The organism is Halalkalibacter krulwichiae, assembly GCF_002109385.1.
GTDB classification, from domain to species: domain Bacteria; phylum Bacillota; class Bacilli; order Bacillales; family Bacillaceae_D; genus Halalkalibacter; species Halalkalibacter krulwichiae.
The window spans coordinates 1946753-1971716 of sequence record NZ_CP020814.1; the positions used below are offsets into that span (position 1 = coordinate 1946753).

The 24964-nt window shown below is 38.1% G+C and carries 21 protein-coding genes, 2 pseudogenes and 2 riboswitches; of the genes and pseudogenes, 22 read left to right on the forward strand and 1 reads right to left on the reverse strand.

The features are described 5' to 3' along the window. Positions 1-2 precede the first annotated feature (2 nt). The 4 genes and pseudogenes from resB (at position 3) to BkAM31D_RS09780 (ending at position 5581) form a co-directional block, all read left to right on the forward strand. Positions 3-1648: pseudogene (gene resB, locus BkAM31D_RS09765) on the forward strand (cytochrome c biogenesis protein ResB). 71 nt (positions 1649-1719) lie between these two features. After that, on the forward strand, positions 1720-2910 hold the full coding sequence (ccsB, locus tag BkAM31D_RS09770; protein ID WP_066151625.1) for a c-type cytochrome biogenesis protein CcsB: 1191 nt from the start codon (positions 1720-1722) through the stop codon (positions 2908-2910). Between the two features lie 160 nt (positions 2911-3070). Continuing rightward, complete coding sequence (locus BkAM31D_RS09775; protein WP_066151623.1) at positions 3071-3784, forward strand: response regulator transcription factor; 714 nt, start codon at positions 3071-3073, stop codon at positions 3782-3784. A gap of 2 nt (positions 3785-3786) precedes the next feature. Continuing rightward, a pseudogene (locus BkAM31D_RS09780) lies at positions 3787-5581 on the forward strand (ATP-binding protein). A 233-nt stretch (positions 5582-5814) separates the two neighbouring features. On the opposite strand, the gene metE reads toward BkAM31D_RS09780, so the two are convergent. After that, a complete protein-coding gene (metE, locus tag BkAM31D_RS09785) occupies positions 5815-8091 on the reverse strand; it encodes a 5-methyltetrahydropteroyltriglutamate--homocysteine S-methyltransferase (RefSeq protein ID WP_066151619.1) in 2277 nt (758 codons plus the stop codon). Positions 8092-8221: 130 nt separating this feature from the next. Beyond that, positions 8222-8404, reverse strand: a riboswitch (cobalamin riboswitch). A 136-nt stretch (positions 8405-8540) separates the two neighbouring features. Beyond that, positions 8541-8724: riboswitch (cobalamin riboswitch) on the forward strand. A 172-nt stretch (positions 8725-8896) separates the two neighbouring features. On the opposite strand from metE, the gene BkAM31D_RS09790 reads away from it, so the two are divergent. From BkAM31D_RS09790 to BkAM31D_RS09870, 18 genes are all read left to right on the forward strand, one after another. Next, complete coding sequence (locus tag BkAM31D_RS09790) at positions 8897-9889, forward strand: ABC transporter substrate-binding protein (RefSeq protein ID WP_066151617.1); 993 nt, start codon at positions 8897-8899, stop codon at positions 9887-9889. Further along, on the forward strand, positions 9852-10910 hold the full coding sequence (locus BkAM31D_RS09795) for a FecCD family ABC transporter permease (protein ID WP_066151616.1): 1059 nt from the start codon (positions 9852-9854) through the stop codon (positions 10908-10910). The genes BkAM31D_RS09790 and BkAM31D_RS09795 overlap by 38 nt, the downstream gene beginning before the upstream one ends. Before the next feature lie 14 nt (positions 10911-10924). Further along, a complete protein-coding gene (locus tag BkAM31D_RS24265) occupies positions 10925-11077 on the forward strand; it encodes an ATP-binding cassette domain-containing protein (RefSeq protein ID WP_257391653.1) in 153 nt (50 codons plus the stop codon). A gap of 23 nt (positions 11078-11100) precedes the next feature. After that, positions 11101-12387 carry an adenosylcobinamide amidohydrolase gene (locus tag BkAM31D_RS09800; RefSeq protein WP_257391671.1) on the forward strand — a complete coding sequence of 429 codons (1287 nt, stop codon included), beginning with the start codon at positions 11101-11103 and terminating at the stop codon, positions 12385-12387. Continuing rightward, positions 12387-13340 carry an adenosylcobinamide-phosphate synthase CbiB gene (cbiB, locus tag BkAM31D_RS09805; protein WP_066151814.1) on the forward strand — a complete coding sequence of 318 codons (954 nt, stop codon included), beginning with the start codon at positions 12387-12389 and terminating at the stop codon, positions 13338-13340. The genes BkAM31D_RS09800 and cbiB overlap by 1 nt, the downstream gene beginning before the upstream one ends. Then, positions 13327-14400 carry a threonine-phosphate decarboxylase CobD gene (cobD, locus tag BkAM31D_RS09810; protein WP_066151612.1) on the forward strand — a complete coding sequence of 358 codons (1074 nt, stop codon included), beginning with the start codon at positions 13327-13329 and terminating at the stop codon, positions 14398-14400. Before cbiB ends, cobD begins: the two co-directional genes overlap by 14 nt. Beyond that, positions 14397-14990, forward strand: coding sequence for a bifunctional adenosylcobinamide kinase/adenosylcobinamide-phosphate guanylyltransferase (locus BkAM31D_RS09815; protein ID WP_085449780.1), 594 nt, complete (start codon positions 14397-14399; stop codon positions 14988-14990). Before cobD ends, BkAM31D_RS09815 begins: the two co-directional genes overlap by 4 nt. Continuing rightward, the gene (locus tag BkAM31D_RS09820) at positions 14971-15762 is read left to right on the forward strand and encodes an adenosylcobinamide-GDP ribazoletransferase (RefSeq protein WP_085449781.1); all 792 of its coding nucleotides are present in this window, start codon (positions 14971-14973) and stop codon (positions 15760-15762) included. Before BkAM31D_RS09815 ends, BkAM31D_RS09820 begins: the two co-directional genes overlap by 20 nt. Beyond that, positions 15731-16372, forward strand: coding sequence for a histidine phosphatase family protein (locus tag BkAM31D_RS09825; protein WP_066151608.1), 642 nt, complete (start codon positions 15731-15733; stop codon positions 16370-16372). The genes BkAM31D_RS09820 and BkAM31D_RS09825 overlap by 32 nt, the downstream gene beginning before the upstream one ends. A 20-nt stretch (positions 16373-16392) precedes the next feature. Continuing rightward, complete coding sequence (locus BkAM31D_RS09830) at positions 16393-16737, forward strand: bifunctional adenosylcobinamide kinase/adenosylcobinamide-phosphate guanylyltransferase (protein ID WP_066151604.1); 345 nt, start codon at positions 16393-16395, stop codon at positions 16735-16737. A 14-nt stretch (positions 16738-16751) separates the two neighbouring features. After that, entirely contained in the window at positions 16752-17336 is a 585-nt protein-coding gene (locus tag BkAM31D_RS09835; RefSeq protein ID WP_066151602.1) for a cob(I)yrinic acid a,c-diamide adenosyltransferase, read from the forward strand. A gap of 171 nt (positions 17337-17507) precedes the next feature. Then, positions 17508-18422, forward strand: a complete 915-nt coding sequence (locus BkAM31D_RS09840) for a VanW family protein (protein ID WP_066151599.1) — start codon at positions 17508-17510, stop codon at positions 18420-18422. 142 nt (positions 18423-18564) lie between these two features. Then, complete coding sequence (locus BkAM31D_RS09845) at positions 18565-20058, forward strand: spore germination protein (RefSeq protein WP_084372047.1); 1494 nt, start codon at positions 18565-18567, stop codon at positions 20056-20058. Between the two features lie 12 nt (positions 20059-20070). Next, a complete protein-coding gene (locus BkAM31D_RS09850) occupies positions 20071-21183 on the forward strand; it encodes a GerAB/ArcD/ProY family transporter (RefSeq protein ID WP_066151596.1) in 1113 nt (370 codons plus the stop codon). Beyond that, a complete protein-coding gene (locus BkAM31D_RS09855; protein ID WP_066151594.1) occupies positions 21161-22276 on the forward strand; it encodes a Ger(x)C family spore germination protein in 1116 nt (371 codons plus the stop codon). The genes BkAM31D_RS09850 and BkAM31D_RS09855 overlap by 23 nt, the downstream gene beginning before the upstream one ends. Positions 22277-22360: 84 nt before the next feature. Continuing rightward, positions 22361-23293 (forward strand): peptidoglycan DD-metalloendopeptidase family protein, encoded by a 933-nt coding sequence (locus BkAM31D_RS09860; protein WP_066151592.1) that lies wholly within the window; start codon positions 22361-22363, stop codon positions 23291-23293. Between the two features lie 72 nt (positions 23294-23365). Next, positions 23366-23752 (forward strand): hypothetical protein, encoded by a 387-nt coding sequence (locus tag BkAM31D_RS09865; RefSeq protein WP_066151591.1) that lies wholly within the window; start codon positions 23366-23368, stop codon positions 23750-23752. Positions 23753-23897: 145 nt separating this feature from the next. Next, on the forward strand, positions 23898-24950 hold the full coding sequence (locus BkAM31D_RS09870) for a M14 family metallopeptidase (RefSeq protein ID WP_066151589.1): 1053 nt from the start codon (positions 23898-23900) through the stop codon (positions 24948-24950). Positions 24951-24964 lie beyond the last annotated feature (14 nt).

Consider the following 24964-nt stretch of genomic DNA (forward strand, 5'->3'; position numbering starts at 1 on the left):
GAATGAAGAAAATTACTTGTGAATGCGGGCATGAAAATCCAATAGGAACGATTGTCTGTGAGTCATGTGGGAAACCATTAGATGATAAAGAGAAACAAAAGGAACTTCTCGATATGAAATACGAGGGGGTTGCCCGACGTTCACAAACTTATACAACAACGTTTATCGATAAAATTTGGATGTTCTTTTCTTCTGTTAAAGTGGGAATTTGGATTATTGTACTAACTTTATTAGCTTCAGCACTAGGGACAATTTATCCACAGGAAATGTACATACCGCCTACCGTTAATGCAGCACAATATTATGCTGACGAATATGGAATCACAGGACAAATCTATTATCAATTAGGTTTCCATAATTTGTATGGGTCTTGGTGGTACATGCTCTTAATTGCAGCACTCGGTGTCTCTATTTTCATTGCTAGTTGGGATCGGGTATTCCCGTTATATCGTGCATTAAAAACCCAAAGAGTAACTAGACATGCGAATTTCATGAAGCGTCAACGTGTGTATGGAACTTCTAAGGTTAATGATATTGATCAAACATTTGAACAAGTGAAAAGTAAATTACAAGAGAAGAAATATAAGATCTCTGAAGAAAACGGTAACCTTGTAGCTGAGAAAGGTCGCTTTGCCCGTTGGGGTCCATATGTAAATCATATTGGATTGATCATTTTTTTAATTGGCTGTATGCTCCGTTATTTTCCTGGTATGTATGTTGATGAAAGTGTTTGGATTCGTGAAGGGAGACTGCGGTTGTTCCAGGTACGAATAGTCATTATCATATTAAGAATGAGGAGTTTCTAGTTGAATTGTATGACGAAGATGATGAGGTATTTGGCGAGGCAATGCAACGAGCTGGAGGTCCTATTGTCAAAACTTATCAAACTGATGCGACACTATTTAAACAAGAAGATACGGGAATTGTCGGTGAAGGGGATTTAGTAGAAGTAGATCGACATAAAATTCGTGTAAATGAACCTTTTAAATTTGATCAATTTGCGCTTTATCAAGTTGACTATAAGTTACACGAGTTAAATACGATGAGCTTCACACTAGAAAATAAAGAGACCGGTGAGACTTTTGGTCGTCTTGATATTGATTTATTCAATCCAGATTCTGTTTATGATCTTGGTGAGGGGTATCGAGTAGAAATTAGAGACTACTTTCCAGATTACTTCTTGAACAGTTCTAATGTTCCTTCAACCCGTTCACAAATTCCGGACAATCCTGTATTTATTTTTGATATGTATACACCGGAAACACCTGAAGGCGAAGTGAGTTTTGTCGGGATTCAAACGAATCTGGAGCCAATTGGAGAAAATGACTATAAAATGACGTTTATTGATCTTGATACGAAGCACGTCACAGGATTAGTTGTAAGAAAAGACTACACATTACCATTTTTAATCGTTGGTGGGATTATTTTTATGATTGGTTTGGTTCAAGGATCTTATTGGGCTCATCGCCGCATCTGGTTCCAACGTATTAATGGTGAGGTTTGGGTAGCTGCACATACAAACAAAAATTACCTTGCCTTACGTAAGGAAATTGATTATGCCATTGCTAAAACGGATGTACATTCACCAATAGATCAAGTTGAGGCTGAAGAGCAAAAAGCCGAAGAAAATAAACAAGAAAGTCTTTAAAATATTAAGGTAGTATAAGAGAGGGAATAGATTCTAGTTCCCTCCTCTTAGTTACAGGAGGTTTTTCAAAAATGGGAGCAATAAGTGGGAATTTATTGTTTATTGCTTTTTTCCTTTATCTTGCTGCAACAATTGCTTTTACAGTATCGATTACAGGAAAGAAGTGGCGAAACAAGCAAGGAGAAATGAAAGGAAACCGTTGGGGATTTTTCGGTTTTATTTTTGCGATCTTAGGTTCTTTAGTCTCTATCGGTTATTTTATTACGCGTTGGATTCATGCAGGACATGCACCAGTAAGTAACATGTTTGAGTATATGACATTTTTAGGTATTTCTATTGGGATTGCTTTTGTTATTATTTATGCAATATATCGCTCTAATTATCTAGGATTGTTCACAATGCCTATCGTCATGTTAATTATCGCTTATGCATCTATGTTCCCTGGTGAGGTAGCACCTTTAATTCCTGCCTTACAGAGTAACTGGTTAAAAATACACGTAATTACAACGGCGCTTGGCCAAGGAATTTTGGCGATTGGATTTGCAGCTGGATTGGTTTATTTAATTCGGACAATCGATTTCACGAAAAGAAATAAGCAAACAATTGCTCTTGAGCTTGTAATGTATTCGTTAATAAGCTTAGTTGGGTTTATTTTAATTGGTACTATCTTTAATGCGATGAATTATCAAGCAACATTTGCTTACGTTAATGAAAATGGACTAGACTCAGAAATGGTTTACAATTTGCCTGCATTAGTTGGTCCGAATGAAGGACAATTATTAACGGAAGATCGGATGTCGCCGTTTTTTAATGCACCAGCCATTATTGTAGCAAATGATCTTAATACAGTAATTTGGTCTTTATTATCAGGTGTTATCATTTATTGGTTATTACGATTAATCTTACGTAAACGAATTGGAGGCGCGATTCAACCTATCCTTAAAGGAGTAAGTCCTCAAGCTGTTGATGAAGTTAGTTATCGTGCCATTGCTATTGGTTTTCCAATCTTTACTCTTGGCGGACTTATCTTTGCAATGATTTGGGCACAAATTGCTTGGACAAGGTTCTGGGGATGGGATCCAAAAGAAGTTTGGGCCTTAATTACGTTTTTATTCTATGCAGCCTATTTACATTTGCGTTTGTCAAAAGGTTGGCACGGAGAGAAATCAGCATGGTTATGTGTAATAGGATTTGCTATTATCATGTTTAATTTAGTATTTGTAAATCTTGTTATTGCGGGTTTACACTCGTACGCTTTATGATACGAACCCTCGCTAAATGCGAGGGTTTTTTTAAAAAAGGTTTACTCATGGATATAAATACTTGAACAGTTTGATGAATGTCATCAGCTAGTTCATTCAAAATTAACAGCTATTCATGTTACACTACATATATAAAGGTTCGACATAGGAGGAAAGCTAGATGGAAAAAGAAGCGCGTATTTTAGTCGTTGATGACGAAGATCGTATTAGAAGATTATTAAAAATGTATTTAGAACGTGAAAATTATGAAGTAGAAGAAGCAGAAAATGGAGAACAAGCGCTGGATAAAGCGTTAGCTGAAGAGTTTGACTTAATTTTATTAGATATCATGATGCCAGGCATGGACGGTATTGAAGTCTGTCAAGAACTTCGAAAAACAAAAGCAACACCTGTTATGATGTTAACAGCAAAGGGAGAAGAAGCCAACCGTGTGCAAGGGTTTGAAGTAGGTACAGATGATTATATCGTTAAACCATTTAGTCCGAGAGAGGTGGTTTTACGAGTAAAAGCTTTGTTACGTCGTTCTTCCACGACAAAATTTTTGCATACGGATACACAAGCTAAAGATGTTTTAGTTTTCCAACATCTAATGATCGATAACGATGCACACCGAGTTACTGTTTCAGATCAAGAAATTAGTTTAACTCCGAAAGAATACGAGTTGCTGCATTATTTAGCGCAATCTCCAGATAAAGTGTTTTCACGTGAACAATTATTAAAGGATGTATGGAATTATGATTTCTTTGGTGATTTGCGTACAGTCGATACACATATAAAACGTCTGCGTGAAAAGTTAAATAAAATCTCACCTGAAGCTGCCTCGATGATTTCAACTGTTTGGGGTATTGGCTATAAGTTTGAGGCCGTGAAGTAATAATGCTATGGCGTAGTGTCGTAGGAAAGCTGTGGATAACAATCTTACTTCTTGTCTCAGTCGTATTAACGTTTTTAATGGTTTTGCTTCTACAATCATTTGAGCGTTTTCATGTTAATGAGGCGGAATCTCGTTTAGTCAATCACGCTCAAATGATTTCCTCTATGTATGAGGGCTATAGTAGAGAGAGCGATGCTATTAATACAATTAGGCAATATGCGGATTCATTTGATATGCATGTCATTTTTTTAGTAGAAGGAGAGAAAGTTTGGAGCACAGATGAAACAGAAGCTCATCAAATCACGTTGGAATCCTTTTTAACAGACGAAACGTTGTCCCAAGTATTATCAGGGGAACAAGTTGTAATGACAGAGGGGGATTTTCCGTTCATTTCTGAAGACGATGAAGAATTCTATTCTGAAATTATGATTGTCGGCGTTCCCATGCAACCTGGTGTTTTAGACGATAGTGCTGTATTTCTTTATCAATCCCTTTCTGCGATTGATGAAGCAACGAGTGAAACACGACAAATTATTTATTTTTCAGCTGGAATTGCAATCGTGTTAACAACTTTTTTTGCCTTTTTCTTATCAACTAGAATTTCTGCACCATTATTAAAAATGCGACAAAGTGCGTTAGAGGTCGCAGAAGGGAAATTTAAAACAAAAGTTCCTATATTGACACATGATGAAATTGGACAACTAGCGATTGCGTTTAACAGGATGGGGCGCGATTTAAATAATAATATCCATGCTTTAAACCAAGAAAAGGAACAGCTTGCTCGTATTCTTGTCAGTATGGCAGACGGTGTCGTAACCCTTAACAAGAAGGGGAGGGTCATGTTAACGAATCCACCTGCTGATCGCTTTATTCAATCTTGGTATTATGAACAAGGCATGAAAGAGCAAGGTGATCAGCTATTACCTGAAACGTTGCAAACATTGTTTGAAAAGGTTGTACTGCTTGAGAAAGAGCAAGTTGGAGAAGTCGAAATGCAAGGAAGAAGCTGGATGATTTTGATGACTCCTCTCTATGACCAAGCTGAAATCAGAGGGCAGTTGCGGTATTACGTGATATGACAGAAGAACGTAGGCATGATAAGTTAAGAAAAGACTTTATTGCTAACGTTTCACATGAATTAAGAACGCCAATTGCAATGCTGCAGGGTTATAGCGAGGCAATTATTGATGATATTGCAGGGTCGGACGAGGAAAAGAAAGAAATTGCAAAAATAATTTACGAAGAATCACTCAGAATGGGACGCTTAGTCAATGAATTATTAGATATCGCGAGAATGGAAGCAGGTCATGTTGAGCTTAACTTTGAGAAGCTTGAAGTAGAACCTTTTTCTGAACGAATTGTTCGGAAATTTCAAGGGTTGGCGAAAGAGCAAGGACTTGAACTCTTATTGGAGATAAATAATGTTTCAACTATTACGTGTGATCCTGATCGAATTGAACAAGTGTTAACAAACTTACTTCATAATGCAATTCGTCATACTGAGGAGAACGGTCAGGTTATCCTAACAGTCACTCAATATGATGAAGGTTGTAAATTTGATGTAAAAGACACAGGGACGGGAATTCCTGAGGCTGATTTGCCTTATGTTTTTGAGCGTTTTTACAAAGCGGATAAAGCGCGTACAAGAGCACAAGGGGAACTGGACTCGGACTGGCGATCTGCAAAAATATTATCGATGCTCATGATGGCAATATTTCTGTCCATAGTAAAATGAATGAAGGGACAACGTTCTCTTTCTTTCTTCCTAATAAAACAAATAAAAGTAAAACGGGCTAATCCATATCGGATGAGCCCGTTCTTTTTAAACGTATAAACATTAAAGTAACATACTTTGATAAAGGTTGATCCATCTTTTCTGCGTAAATTCATCGGTGAAAGAAAGATAATGAAACAATGTCAATAAACTCTTTGCATCCATATTTTTAATGCATGCAATCATGATTTTTTCATCATTGGTCACCTGGAGAAAATGGACGAGTTCGTATCTCACTTCCTAAGATCAACTCCCTTTACGAATTTGTAATAGCTACCATTGTTCTCGCTTTCTTTGCTGATTGAACCATATTTGATAGAGCTGCCACGGTTTCTTGTTCCGTTCGTGTTTTTAATCCACAATCAGGATTAACCCAGAAGAGAGATGGTGGAAGAACTGTTAGAGCTCGTTGAATAATAGTCACCATTTCTTCTTCTTTTGGAATTCTTGGACTGTGAATGTCGTATACACCTAATCCGATTCCTTTGTCATACTGTCTATGTTCAAAAGCAGAGATCAATTCAGCATGACTTCTAGATGTCTCAATAGAAATCACATCGGCATCAAGTGCACGAATAGAATCAATGATATCGTTAAAATCGCAATAACACATATGTGTATGAATCTGTGTTGAATGATCAATTTGTGATGTGGACATACGGAACGCTTCGACGGCCCACGTTAAATATTCATTATGTTGCGTTTTTTTCAATGGAAGCCCTTCTCGTAAAGCTGGTTCATCTACTTGAATCATTGTTATCCCAGCACTCTCCAAAAGCTTTACTTCTTTTAATAATGCTTCAGCGATTTGAAAAGCAACCTCTTTTTTAGGGATGTCATCTCGAACGAATGACCAATTTAAGATCGTTACTGGACCTGTTAACATTCCTTTAACTGGCTTTTCAGTAAGTGATTGGGCATAAAGTGTTTCATTGACTGTCATCGGTTCAACAAATAGCACATTTCCGAAAATAATCGGTGGCTTTACACAACGCGAACCATATGATTGAACCCAACCGTTTTTTGAAAAAGCAAAACCAGCTAGTTTCTCACCAAAAAATTCTACCATATCATTTCGTTCAAACTCTCCATGAACAAAGACATCTAATCCAATTTTTTCTTGAATCTCAATCCATTTTTTAATTTCGGCTTTAATAAGTGCATCGTAAGCTTCATTTGAAAGTTCATTTCTTCTCCACCTTGCGCGAGCTTGGCGAATTTCACTTGTCTGTGGAAAACTTCCAATTGTAGTTGTTGGGAGTAAAGGCAACTTCCATTTCTTCTTCTGTAGTTTATGACGTTCATTAAAAGTTGCTGCCCGTTCTGTCGCTAATGGGTTTCTTTCAACCTTTTTTCGCCAATTTGAGTTTGTTAGTTCTGTAAAAGATTGAGTATGGGCTTGAATGGCACGTAGGTGTTCCGCACTAGGGACAGTGATCGCCTTTTTTAACATATTTATTTCTTCCAATTTCTCATGACTAAATGCTAGTGCATTTTTTAAAGTACGATCAAGTGTAGTTTCATGAGTCAAGCTTACAGGAACATGCAGCAAACTTGATGAAGGTTGAATCAGTAATCGTTCTACATCGACAAAAGTACTCAATTCCTTGATAAAGGTTAGTTTTTCTTCTAGATTACTTTTCCAAATGTTGCGACCATCAATAATACCAGCAGCAAGGATTTTGTCTTTTGGGAACCCGTGTTTGGTAATAGCGGCGAAGTTCGTTTCAAAACCAGCGACAAAATCCAATCCAATTCCTTTAACAGGTAAGTTCACTACTGCATCGTAATGTGTCACCGCTTCAAAATACGTTTGAACGATAATGTCTAAATCAGGAACTTGATCAGTTATGAAGTGATAGACAGAGGTAAATAAACTCATTTCCTCTTCACTGATATCTGTTACTAAGCTTGGTTCATCGATTTGTACGAATGTAGCTCCTGCTTCTTTAAGTTCTTGCAATAATTGAATATAAACCGAAGCCAATTGATTTAACCGATCAGCAAACTCGGATTGGTCAAAACCTTTAGATAATTTTAAAAATGTGAAAGGACCAAGGATCACAGGTTTACCTATTACATTTAGCTCAGTTTTAGCCTCTAAAAATGCTTGTAGTGGTTTATTTTCAACAAGTTTTGGTGTTAAACCTTTTAGCTCTGGAACAATGTAATGATAGTTTGTGTCAAACCATTTAGTCATCTCGCAAGCATGAGCATTATCCGTTCCTCGTGCCATGGCAAAATATGTAGATAAAGGTACTTTACCCCCTTGGTATTGAAAACGGTCTGGTACTAAACCAAACATTACTGCTGTATCAAGAACATGATCGTAAAGTGAAAAGTCTCCGACAGGGATATAATCAAGATTTCTTTCGATTTGATTATTTAGATATTGTAAACGGTAGCTCTTCATGACTTTTTCAAACGACGCTTCTGTTATTTTTCCTTTCCAAAAGGCCTCAAGAGTTTTTTTCCATTCTCTTTTTTCGCCTATTCTTGGGTATCCTAGATTGCTGCTAGTTAGTGAATTCATTGTTTGACTCCTCCAAAAGTGTATTATGGGCATGAAAAAATGGATATCATTACCAATAAAATAGGGTAAACGATATCCATAGAATGTCTAAGATACTGTTAACACCTCCCTATCTCCCGTAGGTAAAAAATCAGTGTTGTTGAAGCAGGCAGGTCTCCTGGCTTTAGGATCAACATTTTCGTGGCCTTCCCGGTTTGACCAGTGACTTTATCACGAAAACTCCTCTATTACAGTGGCGGGACCGCTCCGGATTTAAACCGGATTCCCTTTTAAACTTTGAAAATTTCAAAGTACCTGCTCCCAACATATGAAATTGTTTCTCACTTTAGCTTAGAAATAGGACGGTTGTCAACCCTTTTAATTTTATTATTCAGAATTTATTTAGTCGGAAAGAATAAAAAAGTGTCATAATTCCGGTTTTCATGTATACTAAAGATACTTATCAAAATCTCATATGAACTAGTATAGGTCATCCAGTGTTTTGGATGATAATAGGGAAGTTGGTGTAATTCCAACACGGTCCCGCCACTGTAAATGCGGATACACTTCGAACACCACTGTCGAATAGATGGGAAGGTGAAGTGAATGATGAAGCGCATGAGTCAGGAGACCTGCCTATACGTTGGTGTGAAACCTTCGAGGAAAAGGGGAAGCAATAGATTTTCATATCTTGCTATGATGTTAGGATATGCATTCTTTTGTTTTTTTGAGCCCTTTAGGGGCTCTTTTTTTTGATGTTGTTGGCTTTTAGTTTTCCGGTTTCAAAGAGAGAGATAAGAAAAAGATTAAAAGGGGTAGAAGAAGTATGAAGCAAGTAAAATTAGTGTTATTGGCATTGTTTCTTGCATGTTTTGTTGCAGCATGTGGTCAAGACCAAGCTCTAGAAACAGAGCATAGTGCTGACACGACAGATGAGGTAACAGTACCGGCAGAAGAGCAAGATTTAGAGGGTATTTATCCGATAACAGTAACGGATGCATTAGGAGACGAAGTGACAATTGAGTCACAACCACAGCGAATTGTCTCACTAGTGCCTAGTGTAACGGAGACGGTTTTTGCTGTCGGAGCAGGAGAAAAAGTAGTAGGACGTTCGGATTGGGATAATTATCCTGAGGAAGTTTTAGAGATTGAATCAATCGGTGGAATGGAATTTGATGTTGAAAAAATTATCTCATTATCACCTGATGTAGTGTTAGCGCATGAATCTGGCGTTGGATCTGGTGAGGAAGGCTTAAATCAAATCCGTAATGCCAATATTCCAGTTGTTGTCGTTCCAAATTCGAATTCGCTAGCTGATGTATACGAGGCAATTGAATTTATTGGGGCCGTAACAGGTTATCAGGATGAATCGAGTACGATTGTTTCAGAAATGCAAACAGCATTTGCAGCAATTGAAGACAAAGCAAGCGCGATTTCAGAAGATGAGCGTAAAAGAGTGTGGGTAGAAATTGGACCTGCTCCAGAGATTTACACTACGGGTAGTGGTACTTTCATGGATGAAATGTTGAGTTTGATTAATGCTGTGAATGTAGCTGGTGACGAGGAAGGATGGCCAATGTTCACAGAAGAAGAAGCTGTGGCTTTTAATCCAGATGTTATCTTACTTACATATGGCCATTATTTTGAAAATGCAACAGAGTCAGTTTTAAGTCGTGCGGCTTGGGCTGATATTCCAGCTGTAGCAAATAACGAAATTTATGAGGTGGTTTCAGATGAAGTGGAAAGACCTGGACCACGGTTAACAAAGGGAGTAGAGCAGATTGCAAAAGCAGTTTATCCAGAGGTATTTGGCGAATAATATAAAATTTGCATATGTTATAGTCATTCTGTTTTGCTTTTTTGCTTTAACAATAAGTATTGGAAAGGGAAGTGTTGAGCTTCCCTTTCTAACTGTTTTGCAAATACTGGCAACAGAAATTTTCCGGTTGCCGCTATTAGTAGAACTAGACCCAATGCACATTAATATCGTCATGGAGATTCGACTTCCACGCGTTTTACTTGCGATGTTTGTTGGGGCTTGTTTAGCATTAGCTGGTGCAGCCTTTCAAGGTTTTTTAAAAAATCCACTTGCAGATCCCTATACGCTTGGGGTGTCTTCAGGTTCAGCTGTTGGAGCGGTTGCTGTTATATTTTTTGGTATTAGTATTCCAATCCTTGGCAGATTTACATTGCCTTTTATTAGCATTCTTGCTGGTTTTGCTACTCTTTTTCTCGTTATCTCATTTGCAAGACTAGTTCAACGTTCCATGGCAGCAGAAACAATTATTTTAGCAGGAATTATATTCAGCTCTTTCTTGGGATCTTTTATCTCACTTATGATTGCTCTAACTGGTGAAGAATTAAGGCAAATTATCTCCTGGCTTATGGGGAGTGTTGCAATGAGAGGTTGGTCATACGTGTGGATGATTATCCCTTGTTTGCTAATTGGAACGTTGTTATTGCTATTTAATCGGCAAGAATTAAATGCACTTGCTTTTGGAGAAGAGACGGCAAGGCAGCTTGGTGTTAATATTGCCGTTCGAAAAATCATGATTTTAGTTGGTGCAACAATAGTAACAGGTGGTGCGGTTGCGGTCTCTGGTACGATTGGATTTGTCGGTCTTGTCATTCCTCATTTAACTCGATTGCTATGGGGAGCCGATCACCGTCACCTGTTGCCATTATCGATGTTTATAGGAGCAGGTTTTTTAGCGTTAACCGACCTTGTAGCTAGAACCATTATTTCTCCAACTGAACTGCCAATTGGTGTTATTACAGCAATCATTGGAGCGCCTGTGTTTGCACTGCTACTCTTAAAGCAAAGAAGAAGAGAAGAATGAAAGGAGGGGATAATATGATTCATTGTCAAAACATTACGATCCAGTATGGTTCAGTTAAAGTTATAGATGACATTGATTTTAAAGTGAATAAAGGCGAAGTATTTGGCATTATTGGACCTAATGGGAGTGGGAAGACAAGTTTACTGAAAGCAATTGGTGGGGCCTAGCACCTACCAATGGTGAAATTGTCATCGATAATAGAAGTTTATCTTCTTATCGTTCCAAAGAATTGGCTAGAAAAGTTGCGGTGTTGCCGCAACAATCTGAAACAGCTTTTTCTTATTCCGTCTGGGATGTAGTGGCATTGGGAAGGTATCCCTACCTAAAAGGCTGGTTGCAAGGAGTTACCAAAAAAGATAATGAAGTGATTACTCAGGCTATGCAACAAACAAATACATATCAGTTCAAAGATAAATCCATGCAACAATTAAGTGGAGGAGAGCGACAGCGAGTGTTAGTAGCGAGGGCGCTTGCTCAAGAACCTGATATTCTTTTATTAGATGAACCAACAAATCATTTAGATATTTCACATCAAATGAGTTTGTTAAATTCCCTACAGCAGTGGTCACGTGAAAGAGGACTAACTGTCATTGCCGTTTTGCACGATTTGAATATGGCAAGCCTTTATTGTGATCGGGTTCTTTTGTTAGATAAAGGGAAGGCTGTTGCACTTGGGACGCCGGTTCATGTAATGGAGGAAAAGCAGTTGGGAAATGTCTATGAAACGACACTTGAAAGAAAAGAACATCCCGCCGTTCCGAGTCCACTAATTACATTTATCCCTGAGAAAGTACTTGATTCAGCTGCCTTAAACACTCTACAGATTGAGAGATCGAAAGAGTGGATAAAAATAGAAAGTACGCAAAAATGGAAGACGTTGTCCTCCTCTGTTATCGGTGCTGGATTTCGTTGGCACAATCAATTTGTGAATCGACACGTCAACAAAAATTATCACTTTGACAATGTTGAACTTGAGTATGCCGAGTATTTGCAAAGAAATGGACTAGACCCGAAGGATACTTTAGGGATGATGACGGCAGCGATGCTAGATGATGCATCCATTGTTGTATCAAAAGGCGAACCTGCCGTTATGGCAATTATTAGTGCTGGAGCTTCCAATGCAGTTGATGCTTCCGTAGCCTATCAGCAGGCAGATTGGAAACCTTCTATTGGTACGATAAATATTTGGATTTTCATTGAGGGAGTCTTACCTGAAGCGGCGTATATCCAAGCGACGATGACAGTTACGGAAGCGAAAGCAAAGGCATTAAATGATGAACAGATTTTAGACCCTGTTAGTCAAACAATTGCAACGGGAACATCAACTGATAGTGTTTTGATTGCAGCTTCTCAGTCTGGACCTAGCTATCCTTATGCAGGCACGATTACGTCACTTGGAAAGGAAATAGCTAGATTAGTCTATCAAGGAACAAGAGAAGCGCTTGAACGAAATAAAAGAAGGAGAAAGCTAACATGATGGCTCATCTTATCGCAATCCTTTTAGCTGTTATAATTGATCGAATTGTTGGAGATCCCCGCTCACTCCCTCACCCCGTTGTCGGGATTGGAAAACTCATAACTGTATGTGATCGTTATTTAAATAAAGGGGAAGCAAAAAGAGCTAAAGGCTTATTGATGCTTATTTTCATTTGTACTTTCGTTTTTCTTGTAACCATTTGTATTGTTTTACTTTCTTATAGGATCCATTTGTATATTGGAATTGCTGTTGAAGCTTGGATTATTTCTACTACTATTGCGGCAAGAGGATTAATGCAAGCAGCTGAGGAGGTAGCTGTTCCCTTAAGGAAAGGGAACTTCAGTGAATCTAGAAAAAAACTGTCCTATATAGTTGGGCGAGATACAGAAACATTAAATGAAGAAGAGATTACCCGAGCGACGGTTGAAACAGTGGCTGAAAATACGAGTGATGGAGTAACAGCTCCATTGTTCTTTGCCTTAATTGGTGGGGCGCCGCTTGCGATGCTCTATCGTGCAGTAAATACTTGTGATTCAATGGTCGGTTATAAAAATAATACATACAAGGAATTTGGTTGGGCTTCAGCGAAATTCGATGATTTACTAAATTGGGTTCCTAGTAGATTAACAGCTGCTGTGATGATTCTTTCGATTAGGGCAATGGGTGACCGAACAAAGCAGCAATGTTGGGAAATTGTAAGAAGAGATGCAAGAAAACATCCAAGCCCTAATAGTGGTTGGACTGAGGCAGCTATGGCGGCTTTAATGGCAGTTCAATTAGGTGGAGTTAATACATATAAAGGTGTTGTTTCCAATAGAGCAAAAATGGGAAACGATGAGCGAGCTTTAAAGGTGAACGATATAGAGGTGGCAAATAAAATCATGCTGAAAACTGTTAATCAATTCACATTGTTCATTTTGCTTGTAGGAGGGGCTATTTATGCTATTACCTAATCACGGAGCTAATCCGGAAATATTATTAGAAAAGCTCGGAAAGAGAAGACCAAAACAAATATATGATTTTAGTGAAAATACAAATCCATTTGGTCCCCCTGAGTTCTTGAAAAATATATCTATGGATGAATTGCTAACAACAATGACTCATTATCCGGATCCAGAAGTTAGTCTGCTATCTAGTAGACTAGCAGCAAAGAATGGCGTTTCGATTAGTCAAGTTCTTGTCGGAAATGGTGCTGCTGAGCTGATCTTTCTGCTAGCTAATATGTTACAGGGGAAACGAGTCGGGATTGTTGAGCCTGCATTTTCAGAGTATCGAGATGCTTGTTCAGCGTTCAACTGTCAAATTACATCAGTCGTTTTATCGCCTCCATGGCAGCTTGATTTAAATAAAGTAAAAGCTGTTTTGCCTGAGGTTGATGCTCTATTTTTATGTAGTCCGAATAATCCCACAGGTGTTCGTTTTCGCCGAGAAGATCTAGTCGATTTAATAAGGGAAGCTGAAAAGAATCAAACGTATATTGTGTTAGATGAAGCTTTTTATGACTTTTGCGAATTAGAAGAGGGATTAGAACAATTAGTCCATCAGTATTCAGTCATCATTTTGCTTCGCTCTCTAACAAAAATGTTTGCTGTTGCAGGTGTAAGACTTGGCTATGTTCTTGCCAATCCTTTTGTAATCGAAGCCTTAAAGAAAAGGCAGCCTCCATGGAGCGTGAATGGGATTGCGCAACAAATTGGAATAAGATTATTAGAGGAAAAAGCATTTGTTAATCAAACCGTAAATAAAATCCAAGCCGAAAAAAGGCATGTTGTTGGACGTTTACGTCAGTTAAACTTTTTTGTGTCAGAATCAACGGTGAATTTTTATTTGCTTGCTGAAAAAGATCGAAAAGACTTGTTTCCTCTTCTTTCTTATCTTGCAGAACAAGGGATTATTGCAAGACATACATACAACTTTAAGGGTTTAGGAGGCAGGTATTTACGCTTGGCTGTCAAAGATCGGGAGTATAACGATCTATTAATTAAAGCACTATCTCGTTGGAGGCAGCAATGATTGTTTTTATTTCAGGAGGAGTAAGAAGTGGAAAAAGTGATTACGCAGAAGAACGAGCGCGCTTACTATACGCAAAAGAACAGAAGAATCTAATCTATATAGCAACAAGTGATGTGTATGATGAGGAAATGCATGTTCGAGTTAAAAGACACCAGGAGCAAAGAAAAAGGGATGAGGTTAATTGGAAAGTCTACGAGAAACCTTCAAATATTGCCGATCTTTTATCTGGATTTCAACAAGGGGATGTCATCCTGCTCGATTGTGTCACGACACTTTTAAGTAATGAATTATTTAATGGCTGGCAGCAAGGTGAGAAAAAATGGACAAGTCCGTCCTTTATTGCTGAAGTAGAAAAGAAGATGATTCATTTAGTTTCAGAATTGGCTGAAGGACCTTATACAGCCTTTGTTGTATCGAATGAACTGTGTTTCGATTTACCGCCTCAAGACAGGGCAACTTCTATTTATATTCGCTTACTCGGACGGATACATCAAGATATTGTTTCAAGAGCGAAGGAAGCCGTCCTAATTGAAAATCGTTTAGTACTTCTGAAAAAAAGGGGGGACAAGCATGATTGGAATGAGAAATAGCTTTCGGGTATGGTTGGACGGTTTGATTCTCGCATTCCAACTCTTAACGATCGTCCCGCTTTCGAAACAAGTTCAGTGGGATGAAGCAAGGGCTAAGGCATCCGTTGCATCTTATCCACTAGTAGGATTTGCCTTAGCATCACTATTATCTGCCCAATGGCTTCTCTTAGCTAATGTAACGTTTATATCTCCGCTTGTTGCGGCTTTATGGCTTCTAACTTTTTCTGCTTTTTTCTCAGGAGGATTGCATCTTGATGGATGGACCGATTTTCACGATGCTGTTTTTTCTCGCAGAAGTCGTGAACATAAATTAGATATTATGAAGGATCCACAAGTTGGGACATTTGGCGTTTTAGCATTACTCTTACTTTTAGGTTGGCGATTTGTTTTCATATTTGAGTTATTCAGACTAGCCCCTCAAACGGTTCTTTTGGCTGTCTTTCTAATCCCGATACTTGTGAGGCTTCTGCTAGGGTGGCAGCTCTTACTTGGAAGATTTGCTCGCGAGGATGGAATGGCAGCTGCATTAAAGTCAGCAAAGACAAAAGGGAATATCGCGATATATAGTCTATGGACTATCGTTTTACTAGGCTTCTTGTTGTTCGTATCACCAATCTATCTTTTATTACCTGGAGCAGCCTTTCTCTTTCTGGTTGTGTGGCAGAAGTGGGTCGTATACCAGCTTGGGGGTATTACAGGTGACACTGTTGGAGCAGGAGCGGAAGGGGGGAAACGATGTTATGGGGAATCGTTTGGTTGTTACTCTTATTAGACATGGTTTAACAAAGTTTAATGAAGAAAAAAGGTATTTAGGCTGGAAGAATCAACCCTTGTCTAAAAAAGGAAATGAGGAACTACTTCAATTAACTCACAAGTATCGTAATCATACGGGTGATATCCTTTTAACTAGTGACTTAGTTCGATGTATAGAAACGGCGAAACTTTTATTTCCTAATCAGCCTATTGTGACGTCATCTAAATTAAGAGAGTACGATTTTGGAGAATGGGAAGGGAAAACATATGAGCAATTAAAAGAAACGAAATTGTATCGTGATTGGTTAGATGATCCACTCTCGAACTTCCCGCCAAAAGGAGAAGCTTATCATTCATTTCAGCGTAGGACTGAAGAAGCTTTCTATGACATGGTCGAACTTGCACATAAAAGGAAAAGTAAACATGTTGTTGTCGTTTGTCACGGGGGCGTTATAAGACAGTGGCTGTCTAGTTATTCACCGGTCAACAAGTCCAAGTCTTTCTTTGAATGGAATGTCACAATAAATAGTTGTTATCAAATGATAGGGAGCATCGATAAAATAAGGAGAGGATTAACATTCACTTCATTACAGGAGGAGCCTATAACGGCAAAAATAAATGGGCATTAAATCATTATAAAAGAACGAATTTGACATGGGTTAACAGCTATGATGAATTACTGGCTTCACCTGTGAATACAATGAATGGAACTGTCATCATTTATGGCATAGAAGCAGTAATCCAATCATTTATGAACGACGATGACCCACGAAAGTCTTTTTATAAGTGGCTAGATCAATGGTTAAATTGGGAAAAAGAAACAGCTCAATCAAAACTAGTCTTAATTGGTGTAGATGTTGGAAAAGGTGTAGTCCCTATTGAAAAAGAAAAAAGGAATTATCGTGATCTAGTTGGGTGGTGTTATCAAGATGTGGTAAAGGAAGCAACTCGTGTAGACATCATTTGGTATGGACTCAACCAACAACTGAAATAGAGGAGATGAAAAAAATGAGATTATATACACGTACAGGTGATGAAGGAAAAACAAGTGTCATAGGAGGACGACTTGAAAAGGATGACATAAGGGTCGTTGCATATGGCACGACTGACGAATTGAATTCTTTTATCGGACAAGTCATTACACAACTAGATGAAAATATTTTCCCTGATATCAAACAAGAGTTGATTAAAATTCAACATGAACTCTTTGATTGTGGAGGTGATTTAGCTATGGTGAAAGTATCTGAAGATCGTCCATACAAAGCAAAGCAGGAGATCATTGATTATCTTGAAGGGAGAATTGATGAGTATATAAAAGAAGCACCAGAATTAGAAAGATTTATTTTGCCTGGTGGCGCAGTACCAGCAGCTACCTTACATGTTTGTCGGACGGTTACACGCCGTGCAGAACGGTCTGTATCAACGCTTTATCGTGAATCAAATGTATGTAATCCTATTGTGCTTAAATATTTAAATAGGCTTTCAGATTACTTTTTTGCGATTGCTCGTGTAGTTAATCATCGGTTGAATGTAAAAGATGTAGAGTATGAAAGAAGTGCGATTGTCTTTAGAGATGGAAAAAGAAAAAAATAGAATCATACTAAAAACGCTAGGTTTTATTTAATACCTAGCGTTTTTGCATATAGTCAAAAGTACTTAGTAGAATGTACTATTTTTATATATAAAAAGATGTAATTATATGGTATTTTTAAAGAGAGAGATCATATGATGTAAGGGTGTTCATGTAAAGAGGGGGAAAGTTGTATGAAATTTGTTTTTGTCTTTATAACATTGTTGTTGCTTGCAGGTTGTAATGGTTTTGCTTTTGCGGAAAATCCTAAAATAGTAGCGGCCCACTCTTCCTATTTTGTTAATGAAGTAAAAGCAAAAGCACCCGTGTATTGGCCAGTTGAATTAATTGATGAATGGAATGATACAGTTCACTCTATCTCAATGAATGATTATGGTTATTTATTTTCTGAAAAGATTGACAATGAGTCTCTGAGCCAATTAGCTAGTAAGCTTGCTAGTCAGATAGATAGCCCGATGGAGAATGCAAGGGTGAAACCAAATGACGAATTTGACCCGGGGAAAAAGCGAGTGATTTTATCTGAGAGTGAACTAGTAGAGAGTCTATTGAACCTTGAGGTTGGAACGAAGGAACTTATCTTACCCATTTATGTTACGGAACCAACTGTGACGAAGAATGATATTACGGGCATTGAGCAGAGAAAAATAGGTGAATTCAAGACGTTTTTTAATCCCTCGGTTACAGGTCGCTCTCAAAATGTTTTATTGTCGGCAGAAGCAATTTCTGGGATCGTTCTTGGCCCTGGAGACAGCTTTTCGTTCAATCAGATGGTAGGAGAGAGAACGAGAGAGAGAGGCTACCAAGAAGCAATGGAGATCGTTGATAAAGAATTTGTAATGGGAATTGGAGGAGGAATTTGTCAGACATCATCGACACTGTTTAATGCGGTTGATAAAGCCGGTTTAGAGATGATTGAACGCTATACTCACTCAAGAGAAATTGGCTATGTACCAACAGGAAGGGATGCAACAGTTTCTTGGGGCGGACCAGACTTTAGATTTAGCAACCCCCATCCTTACCCAGTTATAATTCGGTCAAATGTTGATTTGCAAAAAGGAGAATTACTCGTTTCCGTTCATACGAAATAACAATTTTAAAAGGTTAATCATCTACATAACATGTGGTGATTGACCTTTTCTTTGTTTGAAAATACAAACGGGACTGCATAATCCATTCATTTCTTTTCATACTAAGTAAAAGATTGGTAAGGAGAAAGTGAGGAAGTGTAACATGCTTGGTAAATGGTTGTTGAAGCAGTTAAGGGATAGTCAAAAGGAAACATTAAATGATGTCTTACAGTTGTTTCAACAGTCGAGTGACTTTGTCATTTTTCCTTTGCGTGTAGAAAAGAAGTTATTTCACGTTGGCTATTTTCAAACAATGATTGATAGTGATCGGTTGAATCGCGATTTAATGCCTTATATTACAAAGAGCAAGCAGCAAACGCTAGAAACGATACTTCCTAATATACCGATACAAAATAAAGAAATCATTGAATCGCCTAACGATCTCCGTGAAAGAGTTTTGCATGGCTCGATCGTGATCTATGATGGACAAAATCCAAAAAAATGTGCTGTTATTGATGCAGCGCTCGATTCTAATCGGGATGTTTCGGCTCCTGAAACGGAGTTTAGTGTAAATGGACCTCAGGAAGCATTTATTGAATCGCTAGAAACGAATATTAATTTGGTTCGCAAAAGATTGCCATTGCCTCAACTTCAAATTAAAGAATTAAAACTTGGCAAAATTACACAAACTCGTGTGGCAATCCTCTATATTGAAGGTTTTGTCGATCAAGACAACTTAAAAACATTAGAACAAAGATTATCAGATATTGAGTTTGATCAAGTAATTGATTCAAGTAGCCTTGCGCAAATGATTACAGATAATTCTATGTCTATCTTTCCTCAATTAATTAATACCGAAAGACCAGAGCGAGTCGCAGCGGTGTTAGCAGAGGGGAAAGTAGCTTTCTTAACCGATGGTTCTCCTGATGCAGTGTTTGGACCGGCAACATTGGTCGAATTCTTTTCTTCGTTAGAGGATTATTATTTACCATGGCAAATCGCGAGCTCTGTTAGATTGCTACGTTTTGCTGCCGTTATGTTTTCAGTATTAGCGACTCCTATCTATGTTGCTGTCTTGACATTTCATTATGAGTTAATTCCAAGAGATTTATTAGCGACCATTATTGCTTCTCGTAGTAACATCCCTTTTCCACCGATAATTGAAGCGATCTTTCTGGAATTGACGATTGAACTGTTACGAGAAGCAGGGGCACGATTACCAACTAAAGTAGGGCAAACCATTGGGATTGTTGGTGGGATTGTAATTGGACAAGCGTCAGTGGAAGCGGGCTTAACAAGCAACATTTTACTAATTATTGTTGCGTTAGCTGCACTCGCATCATTTACAACACCTGTTTATCAAATGGGTAATACGATACGTTTAATTCGTTTTCCATTCATAATCATTGCATCATTCCTTGGTGGAATAGGAATTGCTTTTAGTTTGTTGTTTACAGTTGTTCATTTGCTTCATTTAACGTCATTGGGTAGGCCATATTTAGAGCCTGTTTTTCCACCGAGATTCTCAGATTGGCGAGATGCTTTTGTCAGACTTCCATTTAGCTGGATGTCGTCTCGCCCTGTGTATTTAAGACCGAGAGATAAGGGGAGATTTAACTTTTCAAGGGCGACAAAGAAGAAGGATATTGATGAATAAGGCGGTGAGAAAATGGACAAACCGATTAAAGAACAATACCTTGTTTCTAGCTTCATGGCCAGCTTCTTAATTCATGGCATGCAAGTGGGAGTTGGAGTACTCGGCTTTCAACGAATTATTGTGAAAACGACAGGATACGATGCTTGGATATCTGTCATAATAGCTGGTATTATTGTCCATTTTATCATTGCTTGTATGTATGTGATGTTAAAAAAGGCTGATGGTGATATCGTAACAATTCAACGGCAAATCTTTGGTAAATGGATTGGCAATCTATTAAGTATTATTATTTGTTTTTATTTTATTGCGTTAGCAACAGCCGTGTTACGAACATATATTGAAGTTATTCAAGTATGGATCTTTCCAGATTTACAGACGTGGACTGTTGCTCTTGTTGCAGCTGTTTTTTTCTATTATGTTGTAGCGGGAGGTTTCAGAACAGTAGTTGGATTAACGTTTATTGGCGTAATCATACCATTTCTTTTGATGCCGATCTTATTAATGCCACTTGAGTTTGCCCATTTTATTAATATGCTCCCAATCTTAAAACACTCTATCGTGGAATTGCTGTTAGGCGCTAAAGATACTACGCTGACATTCCTAGGTTTTGAATTACTGTTATTGTATTATCCTTTTTTGAAAAAGAGGGAGCTCAGTCAAAAATGGGCGCAGTTTGGAGCGTTTGTGACCAACCTCTCCTACACAACCATCATGATTGTTAGTCTAGCATTTTATAGTGAACAACAGTTAGACAAAACGATTTGGGCTACTTTAACTTTATTTAAAGTAATACAACTTCCTTTTTTAGAACGTTTTGAGTACATTGGTATTTCGATGTGGATGTTTTTAATTGCGCCGAATATCGCACTAGCGTTATGGGGAGCAAGCCGTTGTGCCAAAAGGGCTTTCTCAATTAATCAACGAAAGGCTTTAGTGATTGCATTAGCAATGATGACAGTCATAACGATGCTGCTTCCGACACGACAAGAGGTTGATATGATGAGCAATATTGTCTCACAATTTGGCTTTTATTTTGTCTTTGTCTATATCCCTTTGCTCGTCATTCTTCAAGCGATTGTATTAAAAGTAAGGAGGAAGAAAAGTGAGGAAACGACTGCAATGTAGCTTCCTTATTCTTTTATTTGTAGTTATATTATCTGGTTGTGTTGAAACGAGTGTCGTTGATGAAGTGTCAATGGTTCGTGCAGCAGCATTTGATACAGTTGAAGGTGGACGAATAAAAGTAACGGCTAATTTTCCGACTTTCCCAGAAGACGGTGCGGAGAATACACTAGCAGATGGATTGCTAGCAGCTACAGGTGATACGACAAAAGGAGCGCGTATTATCTTAAATCAAAAAAATCAAAAGCCTTTAGTCGCCGGTCAACTTCGCTTATTGCTGTTTAGTGAAGAATTAGCGGAAGGAGGAATTGAGAACTTAATTGATGCTATGTATCGTGACCCTTCGGTAGGAAACCGAATTTATCTTGCTATCGCAGAGGGAAGTGATGCTGGTCGATTTTTAGAATCAGATGAAAAAAGTGGGGAGCTTTCAGGTGTTTTTTTACCTGAACTGATTGAGCATAACATGGAAAATAATATGGTTCCAGAGACGAATATGCACCAGTTTCTTTTTAGTTTATATAACGATGGACGCGATGCTTTTTTACCTTTAGTACGAAAAACGGAAGAAGAAAACATTGATGTCTGGGGGACTGCTGTTTTTTCAGGTGATAAGTTACATACGAAACTTGATCACGACGATTCTTTTATGTTGAAAATGATGCTTGAACGAACAAAGAGATCAACGAAACAGTTTAGCTTACAAAATGATGAAGATGAAACCTTTGTTGTCATCGATAATATTCATAGTTCGGTATCTAGGACCATTCATACACAGGGAGAAGTTCCAGAATTCAAAGTTGAGATCGATATCATTGGAGCTATAGATGATTACAGCGGCGACAAGAATTTAGATGATGAAACGATTATTAAAGAGATAGAAACCTCAGTTGAGGAAACCATTAAAGCGGATTCAGAAAATTTATTAAATGATTTTAGAGAGAAAGGTATAGATCCAGTTGGAGTTGGGGAAGTTTATCGAAGTACGAACAGGAATTGGGATGCGGAAAGATGGAAGAATGAGATTTATCCAACAGTTAGCTTTACTGTCGATGTTGAGTTGAAAGTTGTTCAATCTGGAGCAGTAGAAAATTAAGGAATAAATTGGATGAAATTCCATATGATAAAAAGTGTATGGAATGGAAAACTGAATATCGGTTTGGAATTAGAGGAGGAAAGTATGGTTGACTTTATTAAGCGTATTTGTATTGCCTTAGCTTTAGCGACATTTATTGGTTTGTTGTTTATGAGTACAACAACGACATTCGCGCAGACAAAATCCGAAGTGCCAGAGGAGCTTTTCGAAGCCCTCATCTGGCCTACTGTCGGTGAAATTACAGATACATATGGAACAAGAGGTGGCGAACATTATGGAATCGATGTAGCAGCACCTGAGGGTACTCCTGTCGTTGCCATTGCTGATGGGATTGTCAGTCGTTCCTATTATTCTGATACATATGGTAACGTTATTTTTATCGAACATGATAATGGATTAGAAACAGTCTATGCTCACCTTCACAAAAGAGAAGCAGAAGAGGGACAAGCTTTAATAGAGGGAGAAAAGATTGGAACGGTCGGGAATACCGGTCGATCATCAGGGAATCATCTTCATTTTGAGGTCCATGACGGCAATTGGAATATTGAGAAAACTGAATCGATCGATCCAATGTTAGTTCTTTCAAAAGAGTCTGAGTTTATGTATGCTGCTTTAGGAGTGGATTCTCCATATGGACAAGATTGGAAAGAAAGAGAAATTGCATCTGCTATGAGTCCAAATATGGACGAGACATCAAGAGAAACAAGTAAACCATTAAATAACAAAGAGCAAGTTGTGCAAGTGAAAGTACAGTCTGGAGATACACTTTGGAGTATATCAAGCAGTTTCGATGTTACGGTTGACGAGTTAAAGGAATGGAATGAACTAGAAAATGATGTGATTCAAGAAGAGGATGTATTAATTATTGAAGAATCAACGTTCGTTCATATTACGGAACAAGGAGATACATTATCATCGATTGCTACACAGTATGGCAAAACGCCTAATCAACTAGTAGAACAAAATGATTTAAATTCAGATCTCCTATTACCTGGACAAGCCATCATTGTAAACTAAGTCCGCCTCTACAAAAAAAAAATCAAATATGATAACATAAAGTCAAGTTTACATAGGTTAGGATGAACGTAGATGGCAATTGTTCAAGTGAATACGAATACGGAGTTATTTCAATGGTTGAATGAACAGACGGATTTAAATAGTACCCAAGTGGACCTTGTTGACGGTTTTATTTTTATGCTGAAAAAAATAAATCTTCATCGGTCGATTCGTCTTATAAATAATAAGACATTGCATCCAAGGTTCTGGAGGTCACATGATCGAACATTTGGTTATGAGTTAATGAAACAAAAAAAGAGAAGAGTCGCACACCTCTATCAATTCTATGTTGATGTTGCGTTTGCAGAGCATCTCGTTGAAACCGTGAATGACCATATTGCTTTAACTGAAGAAGGTCAGCGCTTTCTTGAAAAGACTTGTGATGAACAATTAGATTTATTGTTCTCTTATATATGGTAATTATTTCAAGAGCAAGTGGATATCCACTTGCTCTTATTCGTATAACAATCGTTGCTCTCTCCTCCGATAGAAATACTATCTTGGTAAATTTAGTTGTATGGTTCAGGGATTAAACTCATATATATGGAATAGAGGAGGGATTGTTATGAAGTATATTGTTCAAAAGGGCGACACGCTAATGAAAGTGTCAAAGAAATTTGGAGTCAGACCGTTTGATTTATTATTGTTTAATCCTCATATTTATTCAGCTGAAAGTTATATATATCCAGGTGTAGAATTACACATCCCAAAAATGAATCGTGACCATTCAATGGTCGATGAGCAATATATAGAAACCGAGTTTGGACAGGTCGATTTAGAAAATAGGCTACCAGATCTGAAGAAACTTGGCGTGAGAGTAGAAATTATTGGGTATTCCGTTATGAATCAGCCGCTTTACGCTCTGTCAATTGGAACTGGGAAAAAGGAGATTTTTTATTCAGGGGGCTGGCATGCGAACGAATGGCATACGAGTAAATTTCTTTGTAAATACATAGAAGAGTTAGCTATCCATCAACAACAAGCGATGATTTGGAACGGTTATGATGTGAAAAAAATGTTAGAAGATGTCACTCTTTTCATCGTGCCTCTTGTAAATCCTGATGGGGTTGATCTTGTTTTACAAGGAATTTATGACGAGCATCCTTATTTTAACGAAGTTCTCACCATTAATAAAGGCATGAGGCGATTTGATCATTGGTCATCTAATATTAGAGGAGTCGATTTAAATCATCAATGGCCAGCAGGTTGGGACATTGAAGCAAAAGAAAGCCCCCAACAGCCATGGGCGAGGCATTATAGTGGACCTGCACCACTTAGTGAGCCAGAAGCAAAGGCTATTTTCGATTATACGAAGAAACACTCCTTTTCACATGTATTAGCCTTTCACTCTCAAGGCCAGGTAATTTATTGGGGGTATCGTGGAATGGAACCAATCGAAAGCAAAGAGATGGTGGAAAAGTTATCTCTAGTAAGTTCGTATACACCTGTTCATACTGCTGATAGTGATGGTGGCTATAAGGATTGGTTTATTCAGGATTCAGGAAAGCCAGGGTTTACAATTGAAGTTGGAGTTGGGACGAATCCACTTCCAGTTGAGTCATTTGCAGAAATTTGGTCTAATAATTGTCTTCTTGCATTAGAAGGACTTTCGCTTTAACGTTTACAGTAGTT

What these genes read in the sequence shown, in the direction of transcription:
- ccsB (WP_066151625.1), top strand. Translation starts at nt 1,720, where the DNA reads ATGGGAGCAATAAGTGGGAATTTATTGTTTATTGCTTTTTTCCTTTAT.
- BkAM31D_RS09775 (WP_066151623.1), top strand. Translation starts at nt 3,071, where the DNA reads ATGGAAAAAGAAGCGCGTATTTTAGTCGTTGATGACGAAGATCGTATT.
- metE (WP_066151619.1), bottom strand. Translation starts at nt 8,091, where the DNA reads ATGAATTCACTAACTAGCAGCAATCTAGGATACCCAAGAATAGGCGAA.
- BkAM31D_RS09790 (WP_066151617.1), top strand. Translation starts at nt 8,897, where the DNA reads ATGAAGCAAGTAAAATTAGTGTTATTGGCATTGTTTCTTGCATGTTTT.
- BkAM31D_RS24265 (WP_257391653.1), top strand. Translation starts at nt 10,925, where the DNA reads ATGATTCATTGTCAAAACATTACGATCCAGTATGGTTCAGTTAAAGTT.
- cbiB (WP_066151814.1), top strand. Translation starts at nt 12,387, where the DNA reads ATGGCTCATCTTATCGCAATCCTTTTAGCTGTTATAATTGATCGAATT.
- cobD (WP_066151612.1), top strand. Translation starts at nt 13,327, where the DNA reads ATGCTATTACCTAATCACGGAGCTAATCCGGAAATATTATTAGAAAAG.
- BkAM31D_RS09815 (WP_085449780.1), top strand. Translation starts at nt 14,397, where the DNA reads ATGATTGTTTTTATTTCAGGAGGAGTAAGAAGTGGAAAAAGTGATTAC.
- BkAM31D_RS09820 (WP_085449781.1), top strand. Translation starts at nt 14,971, where the DNA reads ATGATTGGAATGAGAAATAGCTTTCGGGTATGGTTGGACGGTTTGATT.
- BkAM31D_RS09825 (WP_066151608.1), top strand. Translation starts at nt 15,731, where the DNA reads ATGGGGAATCGTTTGGTTGTTACTCTTATTAGACATGGTTTAACAAAG.
- BkAM31D_RS09835 (WP_066151602.1), top strand. Translation starts at nt 16,752, where the DNA reads ATGAGATTATATACACGTACAGGTGATGAAGGAAAAACAAGTGTCATA.
- BkAM31D_RS09840 (WP_066151599.1), top strand. Translation starts at nt 17,508, where the DNA reads ATGAAATTTGTTTTTGTCTTTATAACATTGTTGTTGCTTGCAGGTTGT.
- BkAM31D_RS09845 (WP_084372047.1), top strand. Translation starts at nt 18,565, where the DNA reads ATGCTTGGTAAATGGTTGTTGAAGCAGTTAAGGGATAGTCAAAAGGAA.
- BkAM31D_RS09850 (WP_066151596.1), top strand. Translation starts at nt 20,071, where the DNA reads ATGGACAAACCGATTAAAGAACAATACCTTGTTTCTAGCTTCATGGCC.
- BkAM31D_RS09860 (WP_066151592.1), top strand. Translation starts at nt 22,361, where the DNA reads ATGGTTGACTTTATTAAGCGTATTTGTATTGCCTTAGCTTTAGCGACA.
- BkAM31D_RS09865 (WP_066151591.1), top strand. Translation starts at nt 23,366, where the DNA reads ATGGCAATTGTTCAAGTGAATACGAATACGGAGTTATTTCAATGGTTG.
- BkAM31D_RS09870 (WP_066151589.1), top strand. Translation starts at nt 23,898, where the DNA reads ATGAAGTATATTGTTCAAAAGGGCGACACGCTAATGAAAGTGTCAAAG.